The sequence below is a fragment of the Kribbella endophytica genome (genome assembly GCF_054781295.1).
In genome coordinates this window covers 572034-587842 of the sequence record NZ_BAAGUR010000002.1, presented here as the reverse complement: position 1 = coordinate 587842, position 15809 = coordinate 572034, and the positions used below count along the sequence as shown (strand labels likewise).

Genomic DNA, 15809 nt, shown 5'->3' with positions numbered 1-15809 from the left:
TACTCAAGCGACGTGCATGCGTTGGTGTTGCCCCCAGCGGGCGTGTTCGGCGAAGGCTTCGTCGTAGGCGTGGATAGCCATCTCGCACACGTCCGAGGCCATCTGAGCCCGCGGCGAGTCAGTGCTCCACGCGAGCAGCAGCCGACGATGGATGGGGTCGCCGGCGATAGGACGAGTGGTGACGTCGCTGGAGAGCATGCGGTACGACGTAGGCGAGATCAGCGCGACACCCTGGCCGCTCGTCACGAAGCCCATCAGGACCGACGTGTCGACCGAGTGGTGCTCGATGCGGGGAGTGAAACCGGCCGCCTCGCACGAGGCGCGGAACAGGACGTGGAAGCCGCTGTCGTCCGGCGGCTCACCGATCCACTCCTCCCCCGCCAGGTCGCCGAGGTCGATGTCGCCGCGGTGCCGGGTGGCGATCGCCTTCGGGTGGTCGGCGGCCAGCACGACGTACGCCGATTCGGACTCGACGATCGTGCAGGCGTCGACGCCGGTCGGCAGCCGCAGTTCGAAGCCGGGGAACTCGCGCAGCAGCGCGAAGTCGAGCCGGCCGCTCTCCAGCTGCTGCAGCAGCACGCTGGTCGACCACTCGACCTCGATGCTGACCTGCTCGATCTCGCCGTGGTCGCGCAGCCGGGAGGCGATCCCGGACATCGGCGCGGTCGGGAAGCCACCGAGCCGTACGGCGCTGGACTCCACCGCGGTCATCGCCGACACGGTCGCGGACAGGTGGTCGACGTCGACCAGGATCGCCCGGGCGCGGTCGACGGCGTACCGGCCGAGCGGGGTCGGGGTGACGCCGGTGCGGGAGCGCTCGAACAGCTCACCGCCGAACGCCGACTCGATCCGTTTCAGCTGCGCGGTCAGACTGGGCTGACTCACCTTCATCCAGCGGGCGGCCCGTCCCACGGACCCCGCTTCTGCCACCAGGACCACCACCCGCAGGTGGCGCAGCTCGACGTTCATGCATTGGGACCGTAGTCGAGGTTACGCCGCAGTACACAGTTGACGCGTGTTGCGGTTGTGTCACAGCCGGGCAATTGTCTGTAACGTTTGCCCGGCTGTGACGATAAGTAGCAGCGGTCAGGATGCCTTGAGCGTCAGTGCCTCTCGGTAACCGAGTTTGCGTCCGGTCTGCAGCAGCGTTCGCTCGTACAACCGTGCCCCGAGCCGCACGATCAACACCGTCGCGACCAGCAGCAGCGCGATCGCCACCAGCGGCTGCCAGAGCGGTACGTCCTCGGTCAGCATCCGTCCCGGCATCGCCATCGACGACGCGATCGGCACGAACGACGCCCACGTCTTGGCCGTCCCCCCGGCGAACACCGAGAAGAAGAACGGGACCATCAGGATCATCTGCCCCGGCAGCGTCGTCGACCCGAGGTCCTCCTGCCGCGTCGCCAGCGAGCCAGCCACGGCCCACAGCCCGGCCAGCGCCAGGAACCCGAGCACGAAGAACACCACGAACCAGCCCGCGACCGGCGCGATCACCTCGAGGATGTCGGCCTGCCCGGTGACCAGCAGCCCGATCAGCGACGCGGCCGCGATCACGACGATCTGCGTCAGCGCCATCACCGTGTTGCCGACCACCTTGCCCCACAGCAGCGCCCGGATCGGGATCGCGGCGGCCAGGATCTCGACCACCCGGCTCTCCTTCTCCTGTACGACGCTCTGCGCGATCATCATGCCGAACCCGAGCGCGGTCATGTAGAAGGCCAGCGCGAGCCCGATGTTGACGAACTCGGCCACGATCTCGGGCAGCGGGCCCGGGTTCAGCAGCTGCTCCTGCACCGTCGTACCGGCCTGCAACTGCTCCGGCGTCAGCCCCGCCTTCGCGGCGTTGTCGAACATCCCAAGGTTGGTGACCGCCTCGCGCAGCGCGTTCTGGAGTCCGCTGTCGACCTGGTCGTCACCGAGTACGACGTACCCGTTGTCGGCCGGCAGCAGCGCCGCCTTCACGTCGCCCGAGGTGACGGCCTGCTCGGCCGCGGCACGGTCGGCCACTCGGGTCGTCTCCAGCGCATCGTCCCCGTTGAGCTGGTCGGCGGTCTGGACGATCCGCGCGGCGGCGTCGTTGGTGACGGCGATCTTGTCCGGCGAGCCGTTGCCGGCGATCAGCGCCGGCACGATCACGGCCAGCATCACCACGACCAGCATGAACAGCGTCGAGCCGATGAACGTCTTGTCCCGCAGCTTCGTACTGATCTCCCGCAGCGCCACCAGCTGCCACGGATGCCGCAAACCCTGCTTCTGCTCACTCATCGGGTCGCCTCCCGGAAGACGTCGCTCAACGCCACGCGCTCGGGGCCGAACTCGACCACCTGCCCGCGACTCATCGCCTGCTGCAGAACTTGTTGCTCCTGGCCCGCTTCGACCACGTCGAACAGCCCGGACGAGCCGTCCACGTCGCGCACCTTGATGCCCCGGATGTCGCGCAACCAGCCCGCGTCGACATCGGTCACCAGCCGGTACGTCGTACTGGAGCCGGCCGACAGCGACGCGACCGAGCCGGCTGCCACGACCTTGCCGCGGGACAGTACGACGAGGTCGTCGCACAGCCGCTCGACCAGTTCGAGCTGGTGGCTGGAGAACAGCACCGGCACCTCCGGCGTGACCTCCTCGCGGAGCAGGTCGACCATCGCGTCGACGGCCAGCGGGTCGAGCCCGCTGAACGGCTCGTCGAGCACCAGCGCGATCGGCTCGTGAACGAGCGCGGCGGCGATCTGGACGCGCTGCTGGTTGCCCAGCGACAGCGTCTCCAGCGTGTCACCGGACCGCTCGGTCAGGCCGAGACGGTCGAGGATCTTGTCGGTCCGCTCCCCCGCCCGGACCGGGTCGAGGCCGTGCAGGCGCCCGAAGAAGATCAGCTGGTCGCGGATCTTCATCTTCGGGTACAGCCCGCGCTCCTCCGGCATGTAGCCGAAGTCGCTGCGAATCGCGTGCGTCAGCGGTACGCCGTCCCACAGCGCCTGCCCCGCCGAGGGTGCGAGCACCCCGAGCATGATCCGCATCGTCGTCGTCTTACCGGCTCCGTTGGCCCCGACGAAGCCGGTCATCCGCCCTGGTACGACGTCGAACGTCACGTCGTCGAGTGCGAGGTGATCACCGAACCGCCGGGTCAGCCCAGCAACGCTCAGCATCCCGTTCACCGTTCCTCTGCTGCTTCGGCCCCCTGACCGGACCCACGCCCGGCCGCTCCCTTCACCGGGAGTAGTGCCAACGCTAGTCATCCGGAGCCGTCAGCACGTCGGTCCGCAGTGTGACCGGCCGGGTCATCCGCAGGAGGGATCCCGGTGCCAGGCGGTCAGCTTGGCGGGGTTGAGGATCAGCCACAGGTGGGTGACGACCTCGTCGGCGACGTCGAGGCAGAGCACGGCCTGCGCCAGCCCGGAGCGTCGTACGACGATGGCCGGGCGGCCGTTGGCGCGCTCGACGGACAGGTCCGCGCCGGGGCGGGTGCAGTGGACGGTGATCACCCGGGCGATCTCTCCGACGCCGTGGACCGGCTGCAGCGGAACGGCGACCTGCCCGCCGCCGTCGGAGACCAGTACGGCGCCGGGCGCGAGCAGGCGTTCCACCTGTCCCGACCGCAGGGCCGCGACGAGGTGGTCGATCATCAGCCCACCCCGGCGAGTTTGGTCGGGTTCATCTGCCAGTAGATCCGGTCGATGCCGTCGGACGACCCCACCACGGTGACCATGGCGAACAGCTGCCCGTCGAGCCGCAGCAGCGCCGACGACGAGCCGTTGACCGTGGCGATCTCCACGTCGACACCGGCCCAGAAGCGATCGGCGAAGGCCTTGTAGTACTTGGCGACCCGCTCCACCCCGTGCACCGGGAACTTGGAGGCCCGGACGATCCCACCGCCGTCGGAGTAGCTGGACACGTCCGCAGCGAACAGGTTCTCCAGTGCGTCCAGGTCGCCCGTCCGGGCCGCGCTGACGAAGGCACTGAGCAGTCGGCGCTGCTCCCCCTCGTCCACCGGCGTACGGCGCTCACCAGTGACCCGCTTGCGCCCACGGCTCACCAGCTGACGCACAGCCGGCTCGCTGAGCTGCAGGATCTCCGCGATCTGCGGGTACGGGTAGTCGAACGCCTCCCGCAGTACGTACGCCGCCCGCTCGTTCGGCGACAGCCGCTCGAGCAGGATCAGTACGGCGAACTCCAGCGCCTCCCCGCGCTCCGCACCGAGCAGCGGGTCGGCACTGGTGTCCACCGGCTCGGGCAGCCAGGGCCCGATGTACGTCTCGCGGCGGACCCGGGCCGACGTGGCCGCGTTGATCGCCAGCCGGGTCATCGCCGTCGCCAGGTACGCCGCGGGGTTGGCCACGACGCTGCGGTCACAGGTCTGCCAGCGCAGCCAGACGTCCTGGACCAGGTCCTCGGCCTCGGTCGCGCTGGACAGCATCCGGTAGGCGATGCCGAACAGCCGCGGCCGCAGCTCGTTGAAAACTCGCGCGGCCTCTTCCAGGTCGTCGTTCACCGCAGCGTCGTTCACAGGCTTATCTTCACTCCTCGATCGTGTCCGGACGGCGTTCCAGTGCCTCGACGGCGCCGAGCAGACTGCGCAGCGCCACCTCGTCCCGCTCGACCTCCATCGGGTCGACCAGCCACTCACTCACCGGTACGACGCGCTCGGCGTCGCTCGCGGCGATCATCCCGAGGTCCACCTCGACCTCGTGGTGCAGCTCGCTCAACGTCTCGTGGCCGGCAGCTCCGGATCCTGCGGGCTCACGCCCGTACATGCTCCCGGCGTCCCGCAGGAACGAGCTCTCGTCGGGCGTGCTCATCGCTCGGCCTGGCCCTTGACCCAGTCGACGTAGTGGATGTGGCCCAGCTGGGCCTCGCCCTCGGGGACCAGGCTGCCCTCGAGCAGCTCCGAGCCGAAGTACGTCGCGTGCTCGTCGGCGACCACCTCGCGCGCGTCTCCAACCAGCGCCAGCGCCTCGCGGATGAACTCGTCCATCCGGACCTGGTCCGGCCCGGCGATCTCCTTGCGGCCGTTCAGCGGCGTACCGACCGCGACCTTGGCGACCGCGTCGGCCACGTCGTCGCCGGCCATCGGCTGGTACTTCACCGGCGCGATCTTCACCTGCGAGCCGGTGGTCGCCGCGTCGGCGATGCCGATCGTGAACTCGAAGAACTGGGTCGCGTGCACCAGCGAGAACGGGACGCCGGAGTTCGTGATCAGGTCCTCCTGGGCGATCTTGGCCGCGAAGTACCCGTTGTCCGGCAGCCGCTCGGTGCCGACGATCGACAGCGCGACGTGGTGCCCGACGCCGGCCTTCTTCTCGGCGGCCAGCACGTTCGTGGTGGAGGTGGTGAAGAACTCCATCACCGCGGCCGGCTCGAACGACGGCGAGTTGGACACGTCGACGACCACGTCCGCGCCGGTCAGTACCTCGTCCAGGCCCTCGCCGGTGAGCGTGTTCACCCCGGTGTTCGGCGCCGCGGCGACCGCGTCGTGCCCGTGCGCGGCGAAGCGGCGGATCAGCTTGGACCCGATCAGCCCGGTGCCGCCGATGACGACGATCTTCATGTCCGTCTCCTGTCGGTCGCGGGGGCCTGGCGCCGCCCGGTCACCAGGAAGGACAGGACAGCGCACCCGGCTGTGACCGGTCGGGTGAAGATTTTCGTGCGACGCCGGTCACAGACCGTGCCCCTGCCCTGTCTTTGCTGTCGTGAGCCGACCAGCACCAGGAGCCGAACCATGCCCGCAGCCCTGATCCGGGGCCGGATGCGCCCGCGCCGGCCCGACGAGCAGCACCGCGTCGCCAGTCCGCTCGAGCTGCTGTTCGACCTGACCTTCGTGGTCGCCGTCGCGGCCGCCGCGGCCGAGTTCGCGCACAGCGTCGCCGACGGGCACCCCGAGGTGATCGGGTTCCTGCAGGTGTTCTTCACGATCTGGTGGGCGTGGATGAACTTCACCTGGTTCGCCTCGGCGTACGACACCGACGACGTGGCCTACCGGCTGCTCACGCTGATGCAGATGGGCGGTGTCCTGGTGCTGACGGCCGGCGTACCGACTGCCGCTGCCGACGGGGACTTCCGGCTGGTCACGCTGGGGTACCTGATCATGCGAGTCGGTCAGATCGCCCAGTGGGTCCGTGCGGGGGTCGAGAACCCGGCAGAGCGTCGTACGGCGTTCCGCAACGCTGTCGGGATCAGCGTGCTGCAGCTCGGCTGGCTGATCCGTACGGCGACCGGGGAGACCACCACGCTGACCTTCGCCTGCCTGGCGGTGCTCGAGCTGACCGTGCCGTGGTGGGCCCAGCGCAAGCGGGACACCGGCTGGCACCCGCACCACATCGCTGAGCGGTACAGCCTGTTCACCATCATCCTGCTGGGCGAGAGCGTGCTCGCCGTCAGCAACGCTGTGCGGGCGACCGAGGTCAGCACCGGGCTGGTGGTCGTTGGTGTGGGCGGTCTGGTCCTGCTGTTCGCCCTGTGGTGGCTCTACTTCCTGCAGCCCGCTGGGCACGGCCTGGAGCGCAACCGCGACCAGTCCTACCTGTGGGGCTACGGGCACTTCGGACTGTTCGCCGCACTCGCCGCACTGGGTGCCGGCCTGGAGGTGGCCGTTGAGTACACCAGCCACCACCTGCCGATCTCACCCACCAGCGCTGGGTACGCCGTGGCTGTGCCGGCTGGACTGTTCGTCGCGCTGCTGTGGGGTGTGACTCGGACGATCCTGGCCCGGCCGACACTGCGGCTCAGCACCAGCGTCGTCGGGGTGGTGCTGATCGGACTGGCCCCGCTGCTTGCTCCGTACGCCGGGGTGCCGCTGGTCGTCGTACTGGTTGCTGTGGTGAGTGTGCTGGTGGTGGCGGTGACGCAGGTTCAGGAGGCGGCGTCGTCGCCGGGGACGACCAGCCCGCACTCGTAGGCGAACACCACTGCCTGGACCCGGTCGCGCAGGCCGAGCTTGAGCAGGACGCGGGAGACGTGGGTCTTCACCGTGGCCTCGCCGACGAACAGCTGGCCGGCGATCTCGGTGTTGGTCAGGCCGCGCGCGATCAGGCCGAGCACCTCGCGCTCGCGGTCGGTCAGGTCGGCGACCAGGTCGGGCCGGTAGACGCGCTCGCCGCCGCCGGAGAAGCGCTTGATCACGCGGCGGGTGACCTCGGGCGCGAGCAGGGCGTGGCCGGAGTGGACGACCTGGATCGCCTCGACCAGGTCCTCGGGCGCGGTGTTCTTGAGCAGGAACCCGCTCGCGCCCGCGCCGAGCGACTCGAACAGGTAGTCGTCGCGGTCGAAGGTGGTCAGGATGACGACCTTGCCGGCGTCGGCGGCGACGATCCGCTGGGTGGCGGCGATGCCGTCGAGGCCGGGCATCTGGACATCCATCAGTACGACGTCCGGGCGCAGCTCGAGCGCGAGCTCGACGGCTTTCTCGCCGTCGGAGGCTTCCCCGACGACCTCGATATCGGACTCGACCGACAGGATCATCCGGAAACCCGCGCGGACCAGGTCCTGGTCGTCGACGAGCAGGACCCGCATCGGGGCGGCGGTCCCGGTCTCACTCACTGAGCTGCTCCTTCACGGTCTTGTACGGAGTGGTCAGTCTCCCCCGCCACCGGGTCGGTGGAAGGGGCCGGGCCGCCCGAGCTCGTCGCTGGCGCGACATCGGCGGAGCCGTCAGCGCCGATCGGCGGCGCGGCGAGCGGGATCCTCGCCCGCACTCTGAAACCGCCGACCGGGCGGGGGCCGATCTCGGACTCGCCGCCGAGCAGGGCGACCCGTTCGCGGATGCCGACGTGGCCGAGGCGCGAGCCGACCGGGGCGTGCTTGGGGCGGCCGTCGTCGATCACCTCGACCTCGATCGCGTCGTCCAGGTACCGCAGCGTCACGTGCGCCGTACGGGCGGTCGAGTGTCGCCGGACGTTGGTCAGCGCCTCCTGGGCGATCCGGTAGACCGACACCGAGATCGTCTCCGGCACCTTGACCGGCTGCCCGATCTGGTGGAACCCGACCTCCAGCCCTTCCGCGCTCGCCTCGACGACCAGCGCCGGCAGCCGGTCCGCGCCCGCTTGCGGCGCCTTGCCGACCGGTACGCCGAGCTCGGCGTCGTCCAGATCCGGATCGGCAGCGCGGAGCATCCCGAGCAGCTGCCGCATCTCGTTGACCGCCGTACGGCTGGAGTTCTCGATCACGCTCAGCGCGTTCTTGGCCGCGTCCGGGTCCTTGTCCATCACCCGTCGCGCCCCACCGGCCTGGATCCCGATGCTGCTGATGTGGTGCGCGACCACGTCGTGCAGCTCGCGGGAGATCCGCAGCCGCTCGTCGATCACCGCGCGCCGGGCGTTGGCCTGCTGCTGCGCGGCCAGCTCGGCGGCCTGCTGCTCCAGCTCGTGCCGCTGCCGCGCGACGCCCCACGACGTACGGCCCCAGAAGTACGCGCCGAAGAAGTAGAGGACGTTGATCGCGAGCGTGATGATCACGCCAGACACGTACGGCCCGAGGATCGTGTCGTTGGCGCCCTTGAACTCGTCCGTGCGCAACGCCCGGACGAAGCCGACCGTCAGCCAGCCGAACATCACCACGAAGACGACCGCGACCGTCACCTTCATCAGCCGCCGGTCCCGGGCCCACGCGACCGCCGCGTAGATCGCCATGAACGCGGTCGCCTGGGTGACGATGTTGCTGGTGAACGCGAACGTCGCCCGCTCGCCGGTGACCACGAACAGCACCGACACGGCCAGCAGGACCGGGATCGGCCAGCGGCGGCGGAAGCACAGCGCCAGGGCGCCGGCCGCGCTCAGCACGTACGGCTCGACACCGCCGATGCCCAGGTCGGCCGGCATCGGCGTCGCGCCGCGGGCCAGCTCGGTCCCGATCACACCCGCGAGGGCCAGCAGGAGGCCGAGCAGTACGTCGTACCGCTGCTCCTTGGCGGTCGGGCCGGGCCGGACCCAGCCCTGGACGGTCGTCCCGGTCTTCGGCGGCGTGCCGGGCTCGGCACGCACCGGCTGAGGACTTGACATAAGTCACCAGCCTACGGGTGGAGGGGCCTCCGGAGCCCCGGCGTACTCTTGAGGGCGTGACGATCGCCCCAGAAGGACGCAAGATGCTCAGGCTCGAGGTGCGCAACGCGGAGACCCCGATCGAGCGCAAACCCGAGTGGATCAAGACGCGCGCCAAGATGGGCCCGGAGTACCAGAAGCTGCAGGCGCTGGTGAAGTCCGAGGAGCTCCACACGGTGTGTCAGGAGGCCGGCTGCCCCAACATCTTCGAGTGCTGGGAAGACCGCGAGGCCACCTTCCTGATCGGTGGGGACCAGTGCACCCGGCGCTGCGACTTCTGCCAGATCGACACCGGCAAGCCGCAGGAGCTGGACCGCGACGAGCCCCGCCGCGTGGCCGAGTCCGTCGTCAAGATGGGCCTGCGGTACGCGACGGTGACCGGTGTCGCGCGCGACGACCTCGACGACGGCGGCGCCTGGCTGTACGCCGAGACGATCCGCCAGATCCACGCACTGAACCCGGGCACCGGCGTCGAGATGCTCGCGCCCGACTTCAACGCCGTGCCCGAGCAGCTGGCCGAGGTGTTCTCGTCCCGGCCGGAGGTGTTCGCGCACAACGTCGAGACGGTGCCGCGGATCTTCCGCCGGATCCGCCCCGGCTTCCGGTACGAGCGCTCGCTCGACGTCATCACCCAGGCCCGTGACTACGGCCTGGTCACCAAGTCGAACCTGATCCTCGGCATGGGCGAGACCCGCGAGGAGGTCAGCCAGGCGCTGACCGACCTGCACGACGCCGGCTGCGAGATCATCACCATCACCCAGTACCTGCGCCCCTCAGTGCGGCACCACCCGGTCGAGCGGTGGGTCCGGCCGGAGGAGTTCGTCGAGCTGCAGGCCGAAGGCGAGCAGATCGGGTTCGCCGGAGTTCTCTCCGGTCCGCTCGTCCGTTCGTCGTACCGGGCCGGACGGCTGTACCGTCAGGCGGTGGAGTCGCGGATGACCTCCGCCACCACCGATGCTTAGGACGACCCCCTCGAGCGAGAGATTGACAAGGTAGAGATGGCCAAGAACGACGCGCCCGCCGAGAAGACCAGCCGGCTGAAGCAGATCCGGTCGGCGTACCAGCTGACCAAGAAGTCCGATCCGTGGATCGGGCTCCTCCTCGCCGGGATCTTCCTCGGCGTGGTCGCCGTGTTCGTCGCGCTCGGATTCCTGGTCGGCCCGCCGCTGATCTGGATCCCGCTCGGCGTCGCGCTCGGCTTCCTGGCCGCCACGATCATCTTCGGCCGCCGGGTCGAGAAGGCGGCGTACAGCCAGATCGAGGGCCAGGCCGGTGCGGCCGCCTCGGCGCTGCAGACGCTGCGCCGTGGCTGGAACGTGTCGCCGGCCGTCGCCGTCACCAAGAACGCCGACATCGTGCACCGCGTGGTCGGCCGTCCGGGCATCGTCCTGGTCGGCGAGGGCCAGGCCAGCCGGGTGAAGAACCTGCTGGCCGCCGAGCAGAAGAAGCACAGCCGGGTCGCCGGTGGTGCGCCGGTGATCACGGTGATGGCCGGCAAGGGCGAGGGCGAGATCGACATCCGCAAGCTCACCAAGCACGTGATGAAGCTCCCGCAGGCGCTGCAGCCGTCCGAGATCACCGACCTGCTGCAGCGGCTGAAGGCGCTGGACTCCGTCCGCCCGCAGGTCCCGATGCCGAAGGGGCCGGTCCCGACCAGCCTCAAGGGCGCCCGCCAGGCGATGAAGGGCCGCTGAGCCTGCACTTTTGACCGAACTGGTCACCACCTCACAAGTACCGGTCCCCGATTGGTGGTCGGTACTTGTTGATTTCCAGGCCTTCTCGTTCGTCAGGTGATCAGTGATCCTGCTGAACGAGGAGGTCTTCCCATGCCTGTCGACGACGTGTTCCCGATCCTGACCAGCGCCGATCTGCCCCGGCTGCTGCCGTTCTACACCGACGTGCTCGGTGGTGAGCTGGTCTACCAGTTCCCGCCCGAGGGTGCCCCGGCGTACGTGAGCGTGCAGTTCGGCAAGGCCTCGGTCGGGCTCGGCCACGACCCAGCCTTCGTCCGTACGCCGGGCCAACCGCCGATCGCGCTCTGGCTCTACACCGACGACCTGGACGGGCTGGTCGCGGCGATCCGGGAGTCCGGCGGTCGCATCACCCAGGAGCCGACCGACCAGCCGTGGGGCGAGCGCGAGGCCCGCGCCGAGGACCCCGACGGCAATCACCTGTACCTGGGCCAGCGGGCCGGGTAGGCCCTGGCCCGAACCTCGCCGAGGGCCGAGGCGGGCCCGGCCCTGTAGCTGGCCCGGGCCGGGTAGGCCCCGCCGAACCGGTCGACGGGGCCCGGCCGGGTTTATCCGTAGGTGTACAGGTGCCAGAGGCCGTCGTTCTCCTGGACGCACTCGGCGCCGGTCTGGCTGTCGATGATGGTGCTCGCGACGTACTCGCACTCGCGCTGCGACATGAACGGGTGCGGGTACTCGCCGTACGCGCTGGCCGGAGCCATCGCGACGATGCTGAACGCCGCCACCGCGGTGCCACCGAGCAGGAGTTTCCGGAGAGGGTTTCTCACACTGATCCTTTCAATCGATCGCTTGATCACTCGTCCCGAGGCTATCCAGCACGCGGGGTCACCGGTCCAGGCCGGAATTCGGTGGGTAACCGATGGGCGTTGACGGCGTTTGTTGTGGGTGAGGACAATCCTGTGCCTGGTGTCGCACCATCCGTGCGCCGATCGACCGTAGAGTGCGCCAGGACGGATCTAGGGGCGAGGACAGGAAATGACCGATGTGATGCCGGCGGTTCACCAGCCGGAGGCCACGACCTGGCCGAGTCTGGTGGCGCCCCGTTCGAACCCGGTCCGCCGGGCCGGCGCGCTGGCGGCGATCCGGATCATCGCCAAGGACCTGCCCGCCTCGATCGCGATCGACAACCGCCGGTACGGGCTGGGCGGTCCGGCGATGCGCGTGCACCGCAGCGGGCCCTTCCTGGACCGGCTCGGTCAGGACGCGGGCTCCGGGTTCGGCGAGGCCTTCCTGGCCGGCGACTGGGACCCTGAGCCGGGCACGGACCTGGCCGACCTGCTGGTGCCGTTCGCCGAGCGGTTCAACAACGAGTCGAACCGGCACCTCCTGCCGAAGTGGGCGCAGTCGCTGCGCTGGCTGGTGACCAAGTCCCAGCCCGGCGACCAGGAGAACGACCGGGCCGGCGCCCGCGAGAACATCAGCCGGCACTACGACCTGAGCAACGCGATGTTCTCGGAGTTCCTGGACCCGACGCTGACCTACTCGGCGGCCTACTTCGGTACGGCGGACCCGCTGGCGGATCTCGGCTCCGCGTCGTACGACGAACTGACGCCCGCCCAGCTGCACAAGCTCGACGCGATCCTCGACGCGGCCGGGGTCCGCTCGGGCTCCCGCGTGCTCGACATCGGCTGCGGCTGGGCCAGCCTGGCGATCCGCGCGGCCCAGCGCGGCGCGTGGGTCACCGCGATCACCATCGCCTCGCAGCAGGCCCTGCTCGCGCAGCGCCGGATCGCCGACGCCGGCGTGAGCGACCGGGTCCAGGTCGCGCTGCGCGACTACCGCGACCAGATCGGCGAGTTCGACGCCGTACTGAGCGTCGAGATGATCGAGGCGGTCGGAGAGAAGTACTGGCCGGTCTACTTCGACGCGATCGAACGGCGGCTCGCGCCGGACGGCGTCGCCGTCGTACAGGCCATCGTGATGCCGCACGAGCGGATGCTGGCCACGCGGAACACGTTCACCTGGGTCCAGAAGTACATCTTCCCCGGCGGGCTGATCCCGTCGGTGAAGGTGATCAAAGAGGTCACCAATCAGCACACCGGCCTGCACGCGCAGGTGCTGCGCTCGCTCGGGCCGGACTATGCGCGGACCCTGCGGATCTGGCGCAACCGCTTCGTCGACCAGTGGCCGAACATCTCGGCCCTGGGCTTCGACGACACGTTCGGGCGGATGTGGGAGTTCTACCTGGCGTACTCCGAAGCGGGCTTCCGCTCGGGCTACCTGGACGACGTGCAGCTGCTGCTGACCCGCCGCTAGACCAGGTGCAGGTCGATGATCGCTCTGCCGTTGCCGACGTACGGCGCGCGCAGGGTGAGCCCGGGCGGGTCCTGCTCACGCGGGACCGGGCCGGTGATCACGCTGAGCCCCTCACCGAACGTCGCCGGTGACTCCCCCAGCGAGCCGTTGCCGCTGCCGTAGTCGCCGGTCAGCACGAAGTACGCGAACTTGGCGTCGACCTTCGTGATCACGAGCTTGCCGCCACTGAACTTGATCGTCGTCCGGCCCGAGCCGACCTGGACGATGCAGTCGCCGTCGCGGCAGGCGGCGAGGTTGGTGCCGTCCTTGGCCTTGGGGACCGGCTTCGGCTTGGGCGTGGGTTTGGGGGCCGGCGTGGGAGTTGGCGTCGGCGCCGGAGTCGGACTGCTGCTCGGCGTCGTCGGGACGGACGGGCTCGGCGTACCGGCGTCGTCCGTGGATCCGCAAGCAGCCAGCAGCAGTACGGCGGCCAGTGTGGCCGTGATCACCTTCATGCTGCCATCTTGGTGTGACTCGGAGTGTTCGGTGCCAAGCTGTCAGGTTCCGGTCAGCGCTGCACTTACCGCCGTACGACGATCGTGCCCGCGGCGCGGTCGTGCAGGCCGCGGCGGTCGCGGTCGTAGACGACGGCGGGCAGCACCAGACAGATCAGGAACGAGCGGATCACCCCGGCGAGCAGACCGGGCTGCGCGGTGTACCCAGGGTCGTTGGCCCCGACGCGGATCACTCGCAGGCCGCAGATCCGGTGCCCGAGCGTGAAGCCCGCGAGCCCTGCCAGCACAGCCGACATGGCGAAGAACGTGACCAGCTGGGCGGTGTTGTAATCGTTGCCACCGGCCCATATCGGCTTGCCGGTGATCGCCGACGCGATCAGGCCCGCGAGCAGCCAGTCGATCAGCAGCGCGAGCAGCCGGCGGCCCCAGCCGGTGACCGAGCCCGGGCCGTCCTCGGGCAGGCCGAGACGGTTGCCCGGATAGCGGAACTCTTCGGCGGGTCCTGTCCCCGGGTGTGCGGATGATGCCATAGTGGCTAGCCTACGGAGGGCGCGGCAGATCTCACCTGCCTCCCCCACCTCTCCAGTGGGTCAGCGCGGACACGCTGGGTTTAACATCCGCGAAACATCTGCGTCACGGCCGAGTAATTGGCTGGGCCTACGTTCAGAGGAATCTCTGAGCCACCCCGAGGAGTATGTATGTTTTCCAGCGCTGAGGAGCTGCTCGCCTACGTCAAGGACGAGGGCGTCGCATTCATCGACGTCCGGTTCTGCGACCTGCCGGGCATCATGCAGCACTTCACCGTCCCGGTGTCGTCGTTCGGTCCCGAGGTCTTCGAGGACGGCCTGCAGTTCGACGGTTCGTCGATCCGCGGCTTCCAGCAGATCCACGAGTCGGACATGTCGCTGCTGCCCGACCCGACGACCGCGTACCTGGACCCGTTCCGCAAGGACAAGACGCTGGTCATCAACTTCTTCGTGCACGACCCGCTGACCGGTGAGGCGTACTCGCGCGACCCGCGCAACATCGCCCGCAAGGCGCAGGAGTACCTGAAGTCGACCGGGATCGCCGACACCGCGTTCTTCGCGCCAGAGGCGGAGTTCTACGTCTTCGACGACGTCCGCTTCGAGACCAAGGCGAACGAGGGCTACTACCACATCGACTCCGTGGCCGGCGCCTGGAACACCGGCCGGGTCGAGGAGGGCGGCAACCGCGGGTACAAGGTCCGCTACAAGGGCGGGTACTTCCCCGCGCCGCCGGTCGACCACTTCGCCGACCTGCGCAACGACATCACCAAGCACCTGGAGAACTCCGGGCTGATCGTCGAGCGGGCCCACCACGAGGTCGGTACGGCGGGCCAGGCGGAGATCAACTACCGCTTCAGCGAGCTGCTGAACGCCGCCGACGACGTGATGAAGTTCAAGTACATCGTCAAGAACACCGCGTGGGACGCCGGCAAGACCGCGACCTTCATGCCGAAGCCGATCTTCGGCGACAACGGTTCGGGCATGCACTGCCACCAGTCGCTGTGGACCAACGGCGACCCGCTGTTCTACGACGAGTCCGGGTACGGCGGCCTGTCCGACACCGCCCGCTGGTACATCGGCGGCCTGCTCAAGCACGCCCCGTCGCTGCTGGCCTTCACCAACCCGACGGTGAACTCCTACCACCGCCTGGTCCCCGGCTTCGAGGCCCCGGTCAACCTGGTCTACTCCCAGCGCAACCGCTCGGCCTGCATCCGGATCCCGATCACCGGCTCGAACCCGAAGGCCAAGCGCATCGAGTTCCGCTGCCCCGACCCGTCGGCCAACCCGTACCTGGCCTTCGCCGCCCAGCTGCTGGCCGGCATCGACGGCATCCGCAACAAGATCGAGCCGGCCGACCCGATCGACAAGGACCTCTACGAGCTCCCGCCCGAGGAGCACGCGTCGGTCAACCAGGTCCCCACCTCCCTGCCGGCCGTGATCGACGCCCTCGAGGCCGACCACGAGTTCCTGCTCGAGGGTGACGTCTTCACCTCGGACCTGATCGAGACCTGGATCGACTTCAAGCGCGAGCACGAGATCGCCCCGATCCAGCTCCGCCCCCACCCGCACGAGTTCGAGCTCTACTACGACGTCTGATCCGTAGCCGTCACCACCTTCGGGCCCATCCGCTTCGCGCGGGTGGGCCCGCGGTTTTTCGCAGAGTTTCCTGTACGCCGTACCGGCGCTGCCGCGCGCCGGGCGGCCCGGTTCACAGAGTTCTCCCAGGAACTCTCAGCCGCCGGTCAGGAGCGCGGG

General features: G+C 69.3%; 18 protein-coding genes. 6 read left to right on the top strand and 12 right to left on the bottom strand.

Annotated features, from left to right (window positions below; genetic code table 11):
* Window positions 1-3: 3 nt before the first annotated feature.
* The 7 genes from ACYVIO_RS21255 to ACYVIO_RS21225 all read right to left on the bottom strand — a co-directional run bounded on the left by ACYVIO_RS21255 (window position 4) and on the right by ACYVIO_RS21225 (window position 5542).
* The gene (locus ACYVIO_RS21255) at window positions 4-969 is read right to left on the bottom strand and encodes a LysR family transcriptional regulator (protein WP_460652587.1); all 966 of its coding nucleotides are present in this window, start codon (window positions 967-969) and stop codon (window positions 4-6) included.
* Between the two features lie 117 nt (window positions 970-1086).
* Window positions 1087-2265 carry an ABC transporter permease gene (locus ACYVIO_RS21250; RefSeq protein WP_460652586.1) on the bottom strand — a complete coding sequence of 393 codons (1179 nt, stop codon included), beginning with the start codon at window positions 2263-2265 and terminating at the stop codon, window positions 1087-1089.
* Window positions 2262-3143 carry an ABC transporter ATP-binding protein gene (locus ACYVIO_RS21245; RefSeq protein ID WP_460653554.1) on the bottom strand — a complete coding sequence of 294 codons (882 nt, stop codon included), beginning with the start codon at window positions 3141-3143 and terminating at the stop codon, window positions 2262-2264. Before ACYVIO_RS21245 ends, ACYVIO_RS21250 begins: the two co-directional genes overlap by 4 nt.
* Before the next feature lie 132 nt (window positions 3144-3275).
* Window positions 3276-3620: a sigma-70 family RNA polymerase sigma factor family protein gene (locus ACYVIO_RS21240; RefSeq protein ID WP_460652585.1), complete on the bottom strand. Its 345-nt coding sequence runs from the start codon at window positions 3618-3620 to the stop codon at window positions 3276-3278.
* Window positions 3620-4501 (bottom strand): RNA polymerase sigma-70 factor, encoded by an 882-nt coding sequence (locus ACYVIO_RS21235; protein WP_460652584.1) that lies wholly within the window; start codon window positions 4499-4501, stop codon window positions 3620-3622. Before ACYVIO_RS21235 ends, ACYVIO_RS21240 begins: the two co-directional genes overlap by 1 nt.
* 10 nt (window positions 4502-4511) lie before the next feature.
* Window positions 4512-4793, bottom strand: coding sequence for a hypothetical protein (locus ACYVIO_RS21230; RefSeq protein WP_460652583.1), 282 nt, complete (start codon window positions 4791-4793; stop codon window positions 4512-4514).
* Window positions 4790-5542 (bottom strand): SDR family oxidoreductase, encoded by a 753-nt coding sequence (locus ACYVIO_RS21225; RefSeq protein ID WP_460652582.1) that lies wholly within the window; start codon window positions 5540-5542, stop codon window positions 4790-4792. Before ACYVIO_RS21225 ends, ACYVIO_RS21230 begins: the two co-directional genes overlap by 4 nt.
* A gap of 171 nt (window positions 5543-5713) precedes the next feature.
* Here ACYVIO_RS21225 and ACYVIO_RS21220 point away from each other — a divergent pair, with 171 nt between their 5' ends.
* Window positions 5714-6889 carry a low temperature requirement protein A gene (locus ACYVIO_RS21220; RefSeq protein WP_460652581.1) on the top strand — a complete coding sequence of 392 codons (1176 nt, stop codon included), beginning with the start codon at window positions 5714-5716 and terminating at the stop codon, window positions 6887-6889.
* On the opposite strand, the gene ACYVIO_RS21215 is transcribed toward ACYVIO_RS21220, so the two are convergent.
* Together ACYVIO_RS21215 and ACYVIO_RS21210 are read right to left on the bottom strand one after the other, a co-directional pair.
* Window positions 6844-7530 carry a response regulator gene (locus ACYVIO_RS21215; RefSeq protein WP_460652580.1) on the bottom strand — a complete coding sequence of 229 codons (687 nt, stop codon included), beginning with the start codon at window positions 7528-7530 and terminating at the stop codon, window positions 6844-6846. The two genes, ACYVIO_RS21220 and ACYVIO_RS21215, sit on opposite strands and share 46 nt — an antisense overlap.
* Complete coding sequence (locus ACYVIO_RS21210; RefSeq protein WP_460652579.1) at window positions 7527-8987, bottom strand: sensor histidine kinase; 1461 nt, start codon at window positions 8985-8987, stop codon at window positions 7527-7529. The genes ACYVIO_RS21215 and ACYVIO_RS21210 overlap by 4 nt, the downstream gene beginning before the upstream one ends.
* 83 nt (window positions 8988-9070) lie before the next feature.
* On the opposite strand from ACYVIO_RS21210, the gene lipA reads away from it, so the two are divergent.
* From lipA to ACYVIO_RS21195, 3 genes are all read left to right on the top strand, one after another.
* Window positions 9071-9988, top strand: coding sequence for a lipoyl synthase (gene lipA, locus ACYVIO_RS21205; protein ID WP_460653553.1), 918 nt, complete (start codon window positions 9071-9073; stop codon window positions 9986-9988).
* 36 nt (window positions 9989-10024) lie between these two features.
* Window positions 10025-10720 (top strand): DUF4191 domain-containing protein, encoded by a 696-nt coding sequence (locus ACYVIO_RS21200; RefSeq protein ID WP_460652578.1) that lies wholly within the window; start codon window positions 10025-10027, stop codon window positions 10718-10720.
* 132 nt (window positions 10721-10852) lie between these two features.
* Entirely contained in the window at window positions 10853-11224 is a 372-nt protein-coding gene (locus ACYVIO_RS21195; protein ID WP_460652577.1) for a VOC family protein, read from the top strand.
* A 101-nt stretch (window positions 11225-11325) separates the two neighbouring features.
* On the opposite strand, the gene ACYVIO_RS21190 is transcribed toward ACYVIO_RS21195, so the two are convergent.
* On the bottom strand, window positions 11326-11544 hold the full coding sequence (locus ACYVIO_RS21190; RefSeq protein ID WP_460652576.1) for a hypothetical protein: 219 nt from the start codon (window positions 11542-11544) through the stop codon (window positions 11326-11328).
* Window positions 11545-11752: 208 nt separating this feature from the next.
* On the opposite strand from ACYVIO_RS21190, the gene ACYVIO_RS21185 reads away from it, so the two are divergent.
* Window positions 11753-13033: a class I SAM-dependent methyltransferase gene (locus ACYVIO_RS21185; protein WP_460652575.1), complete on the top strand. Its 1281-nt coding sequence runs from the start codon at window positions 11753-11755 to the stop codon at window positions 13031-13033.
* Here the strand turns inward: ACYVIO_RS21185 and ACYVIO_RS21180 are convergent.
* Both ACYVIO_RS21180 and ACYVIO_RS21175 read right to left on the bottom strand, forming a co-directional pair.
* Window positions 13030-13527 carry a hypothetical protein gene (locus ACYVIO_RS21180; protein WP_460652574.1) on the bottom strand — a complete coding sequence of 166 codons (498 nt, stop codon included), beginning with the start codon at window positions 13525-13527 and terminating at the stop codon, window positions 13030-13032. The genes ACYVIO_RS21185 and ACYVIO_RS21180 overlap by 4 nt on opposite strands.
* A 65-nt stretch (window positions 13528-13592) precedes the next feature.
* Window positions 13593-14057: an RDD family protein gene (locus ACYVIO_RS21175; protein WP_460652573.1), complete on the bottom strand. Its 465-nt coding sequence runs from the start codon at window positions 14055-14057 to the stop codon at window positions 13593-13595.
* Window positions 14058-14225: 168 nt separating this feature from the next.
* Between ACYVIO_RS21175 and glnA the strand changes: the two genes are divergently transcribed.
* Window positions 14226-15650, top strand: coding sequence for a type I glutamate--ammonia ligase (gene glnA / locus ACYVIO_RS21170; protein WP_460652572.1), 1425 nt, complete (start codon window positions 14226-14228; stop codon window positions 15648-15650).
* Window positions 15651-15809: the final 159 nt, after the last annotated feature.

Coding starts and splice junctions, on each gene's coding strand:
- ACYVIO_RS21255 (WP_460652587.1), bottom strand. CDS start 969: ATGAACGTCGAGCTGCGCCACCTGCGGGTGGTGGTCCTGGTGGCAGAA.
- ACYVIO_RS21250 (WP_460652586.1), bottom strand. CDS start 2,265: ATGAGTGAGCAGAAGCAGGGTTTGCGGCATCCGTGGCAGCTGGTGGCG.
- ACYVIO_RS21245 (WP_460653554.1), bottom strand. CDS start 3,143: ATGCTGAGCGTTGCTGGGCTGACCCGGCGGTTCGGTGATCACCTCGCA.
- ACYVIO_RS21240 (WP_460652585.1), bottom strand. CDS start 3,620: ATGATCGACCACCTCGTCGCGGCCCTGCGGTCGGGACAGGTGGAACGC.
- ACYVIO_RS21230 (WP_460652583.1), bottom strand. CDS start 4,793: ATGAGCACGCCCGACGAGAGCTCGTTCCTGCGGGACGCCGGGAGCATG.
- ACYVIO_RS21225 (WP_460652582.1), bottom strand. CDS start 5,542: ATGAAGATCGTCGTCATCGGCGGCACCGGGCTGATCGGGTCCAAGCTG.
- ACYVIO_RS21220 (WP_460652581.1), top strand. CDS start 5,714: ATGCCCGCAGCCCTGATCCGGGGCCGGATGCGCCCGCGCCGGCCCGAC.
- ACYVIO_RS21210 (WP_460652579.1), bottom strand. CDS start 8,987: ATGTCAAGTCCTCAGCCGGTGCGTGCCGAGCCCGGCACGCCGCCGAAG.
- lipA (WP_460653553.1), top strand. CDS start 9,071: ATGCTCAGGCTCGAGGTGCGCAACGCGGAGACCCCGATCGAGCGCAAA.
- ACYVIO_RS21200 (WP_460652578.1), top strand. CDS start 10,025: ATGGCCAAGAACGACGCGCCCGCCGAGAAGACCAGCCGGCTGAAGCAG.
- ACYVIO_RS21195 (WP_460652577.1), top strand. CDS start 10,853: ATGCCTGTCGACGACGTGTTCCCGATCCTGACCAGCGCCGATCTGCCC.
- ACYVIO_RS21185 (WP_460652575.1), top strand. CDS start 11,753: ATGACCGATGTGATGCCGGCGGTTCACCAGCCGGAGGCCACGACCTGG.
- ACYVIO_RS21180 (WP_460652574.1), bottom strand. CDS start 13,527: ATGAAGGTGATCACGGCCACACTGGCCGCCGTACTGCTGCTGGCTGCT.
- ACYVIO_RS21175 (WP_460652573.1), bottom strand. CDS start 14,057: ATGGCATCATCCGCACACCCGGGGACAGGACCCGCCGAAGAGTTCCGC.
- glnA (WP_460652572.1), top strand. CDS start 14,226: ATGTTTTCCAGCGCTGAGGAGCTGCTCGCCTACGTCAAGGACGAGGGC.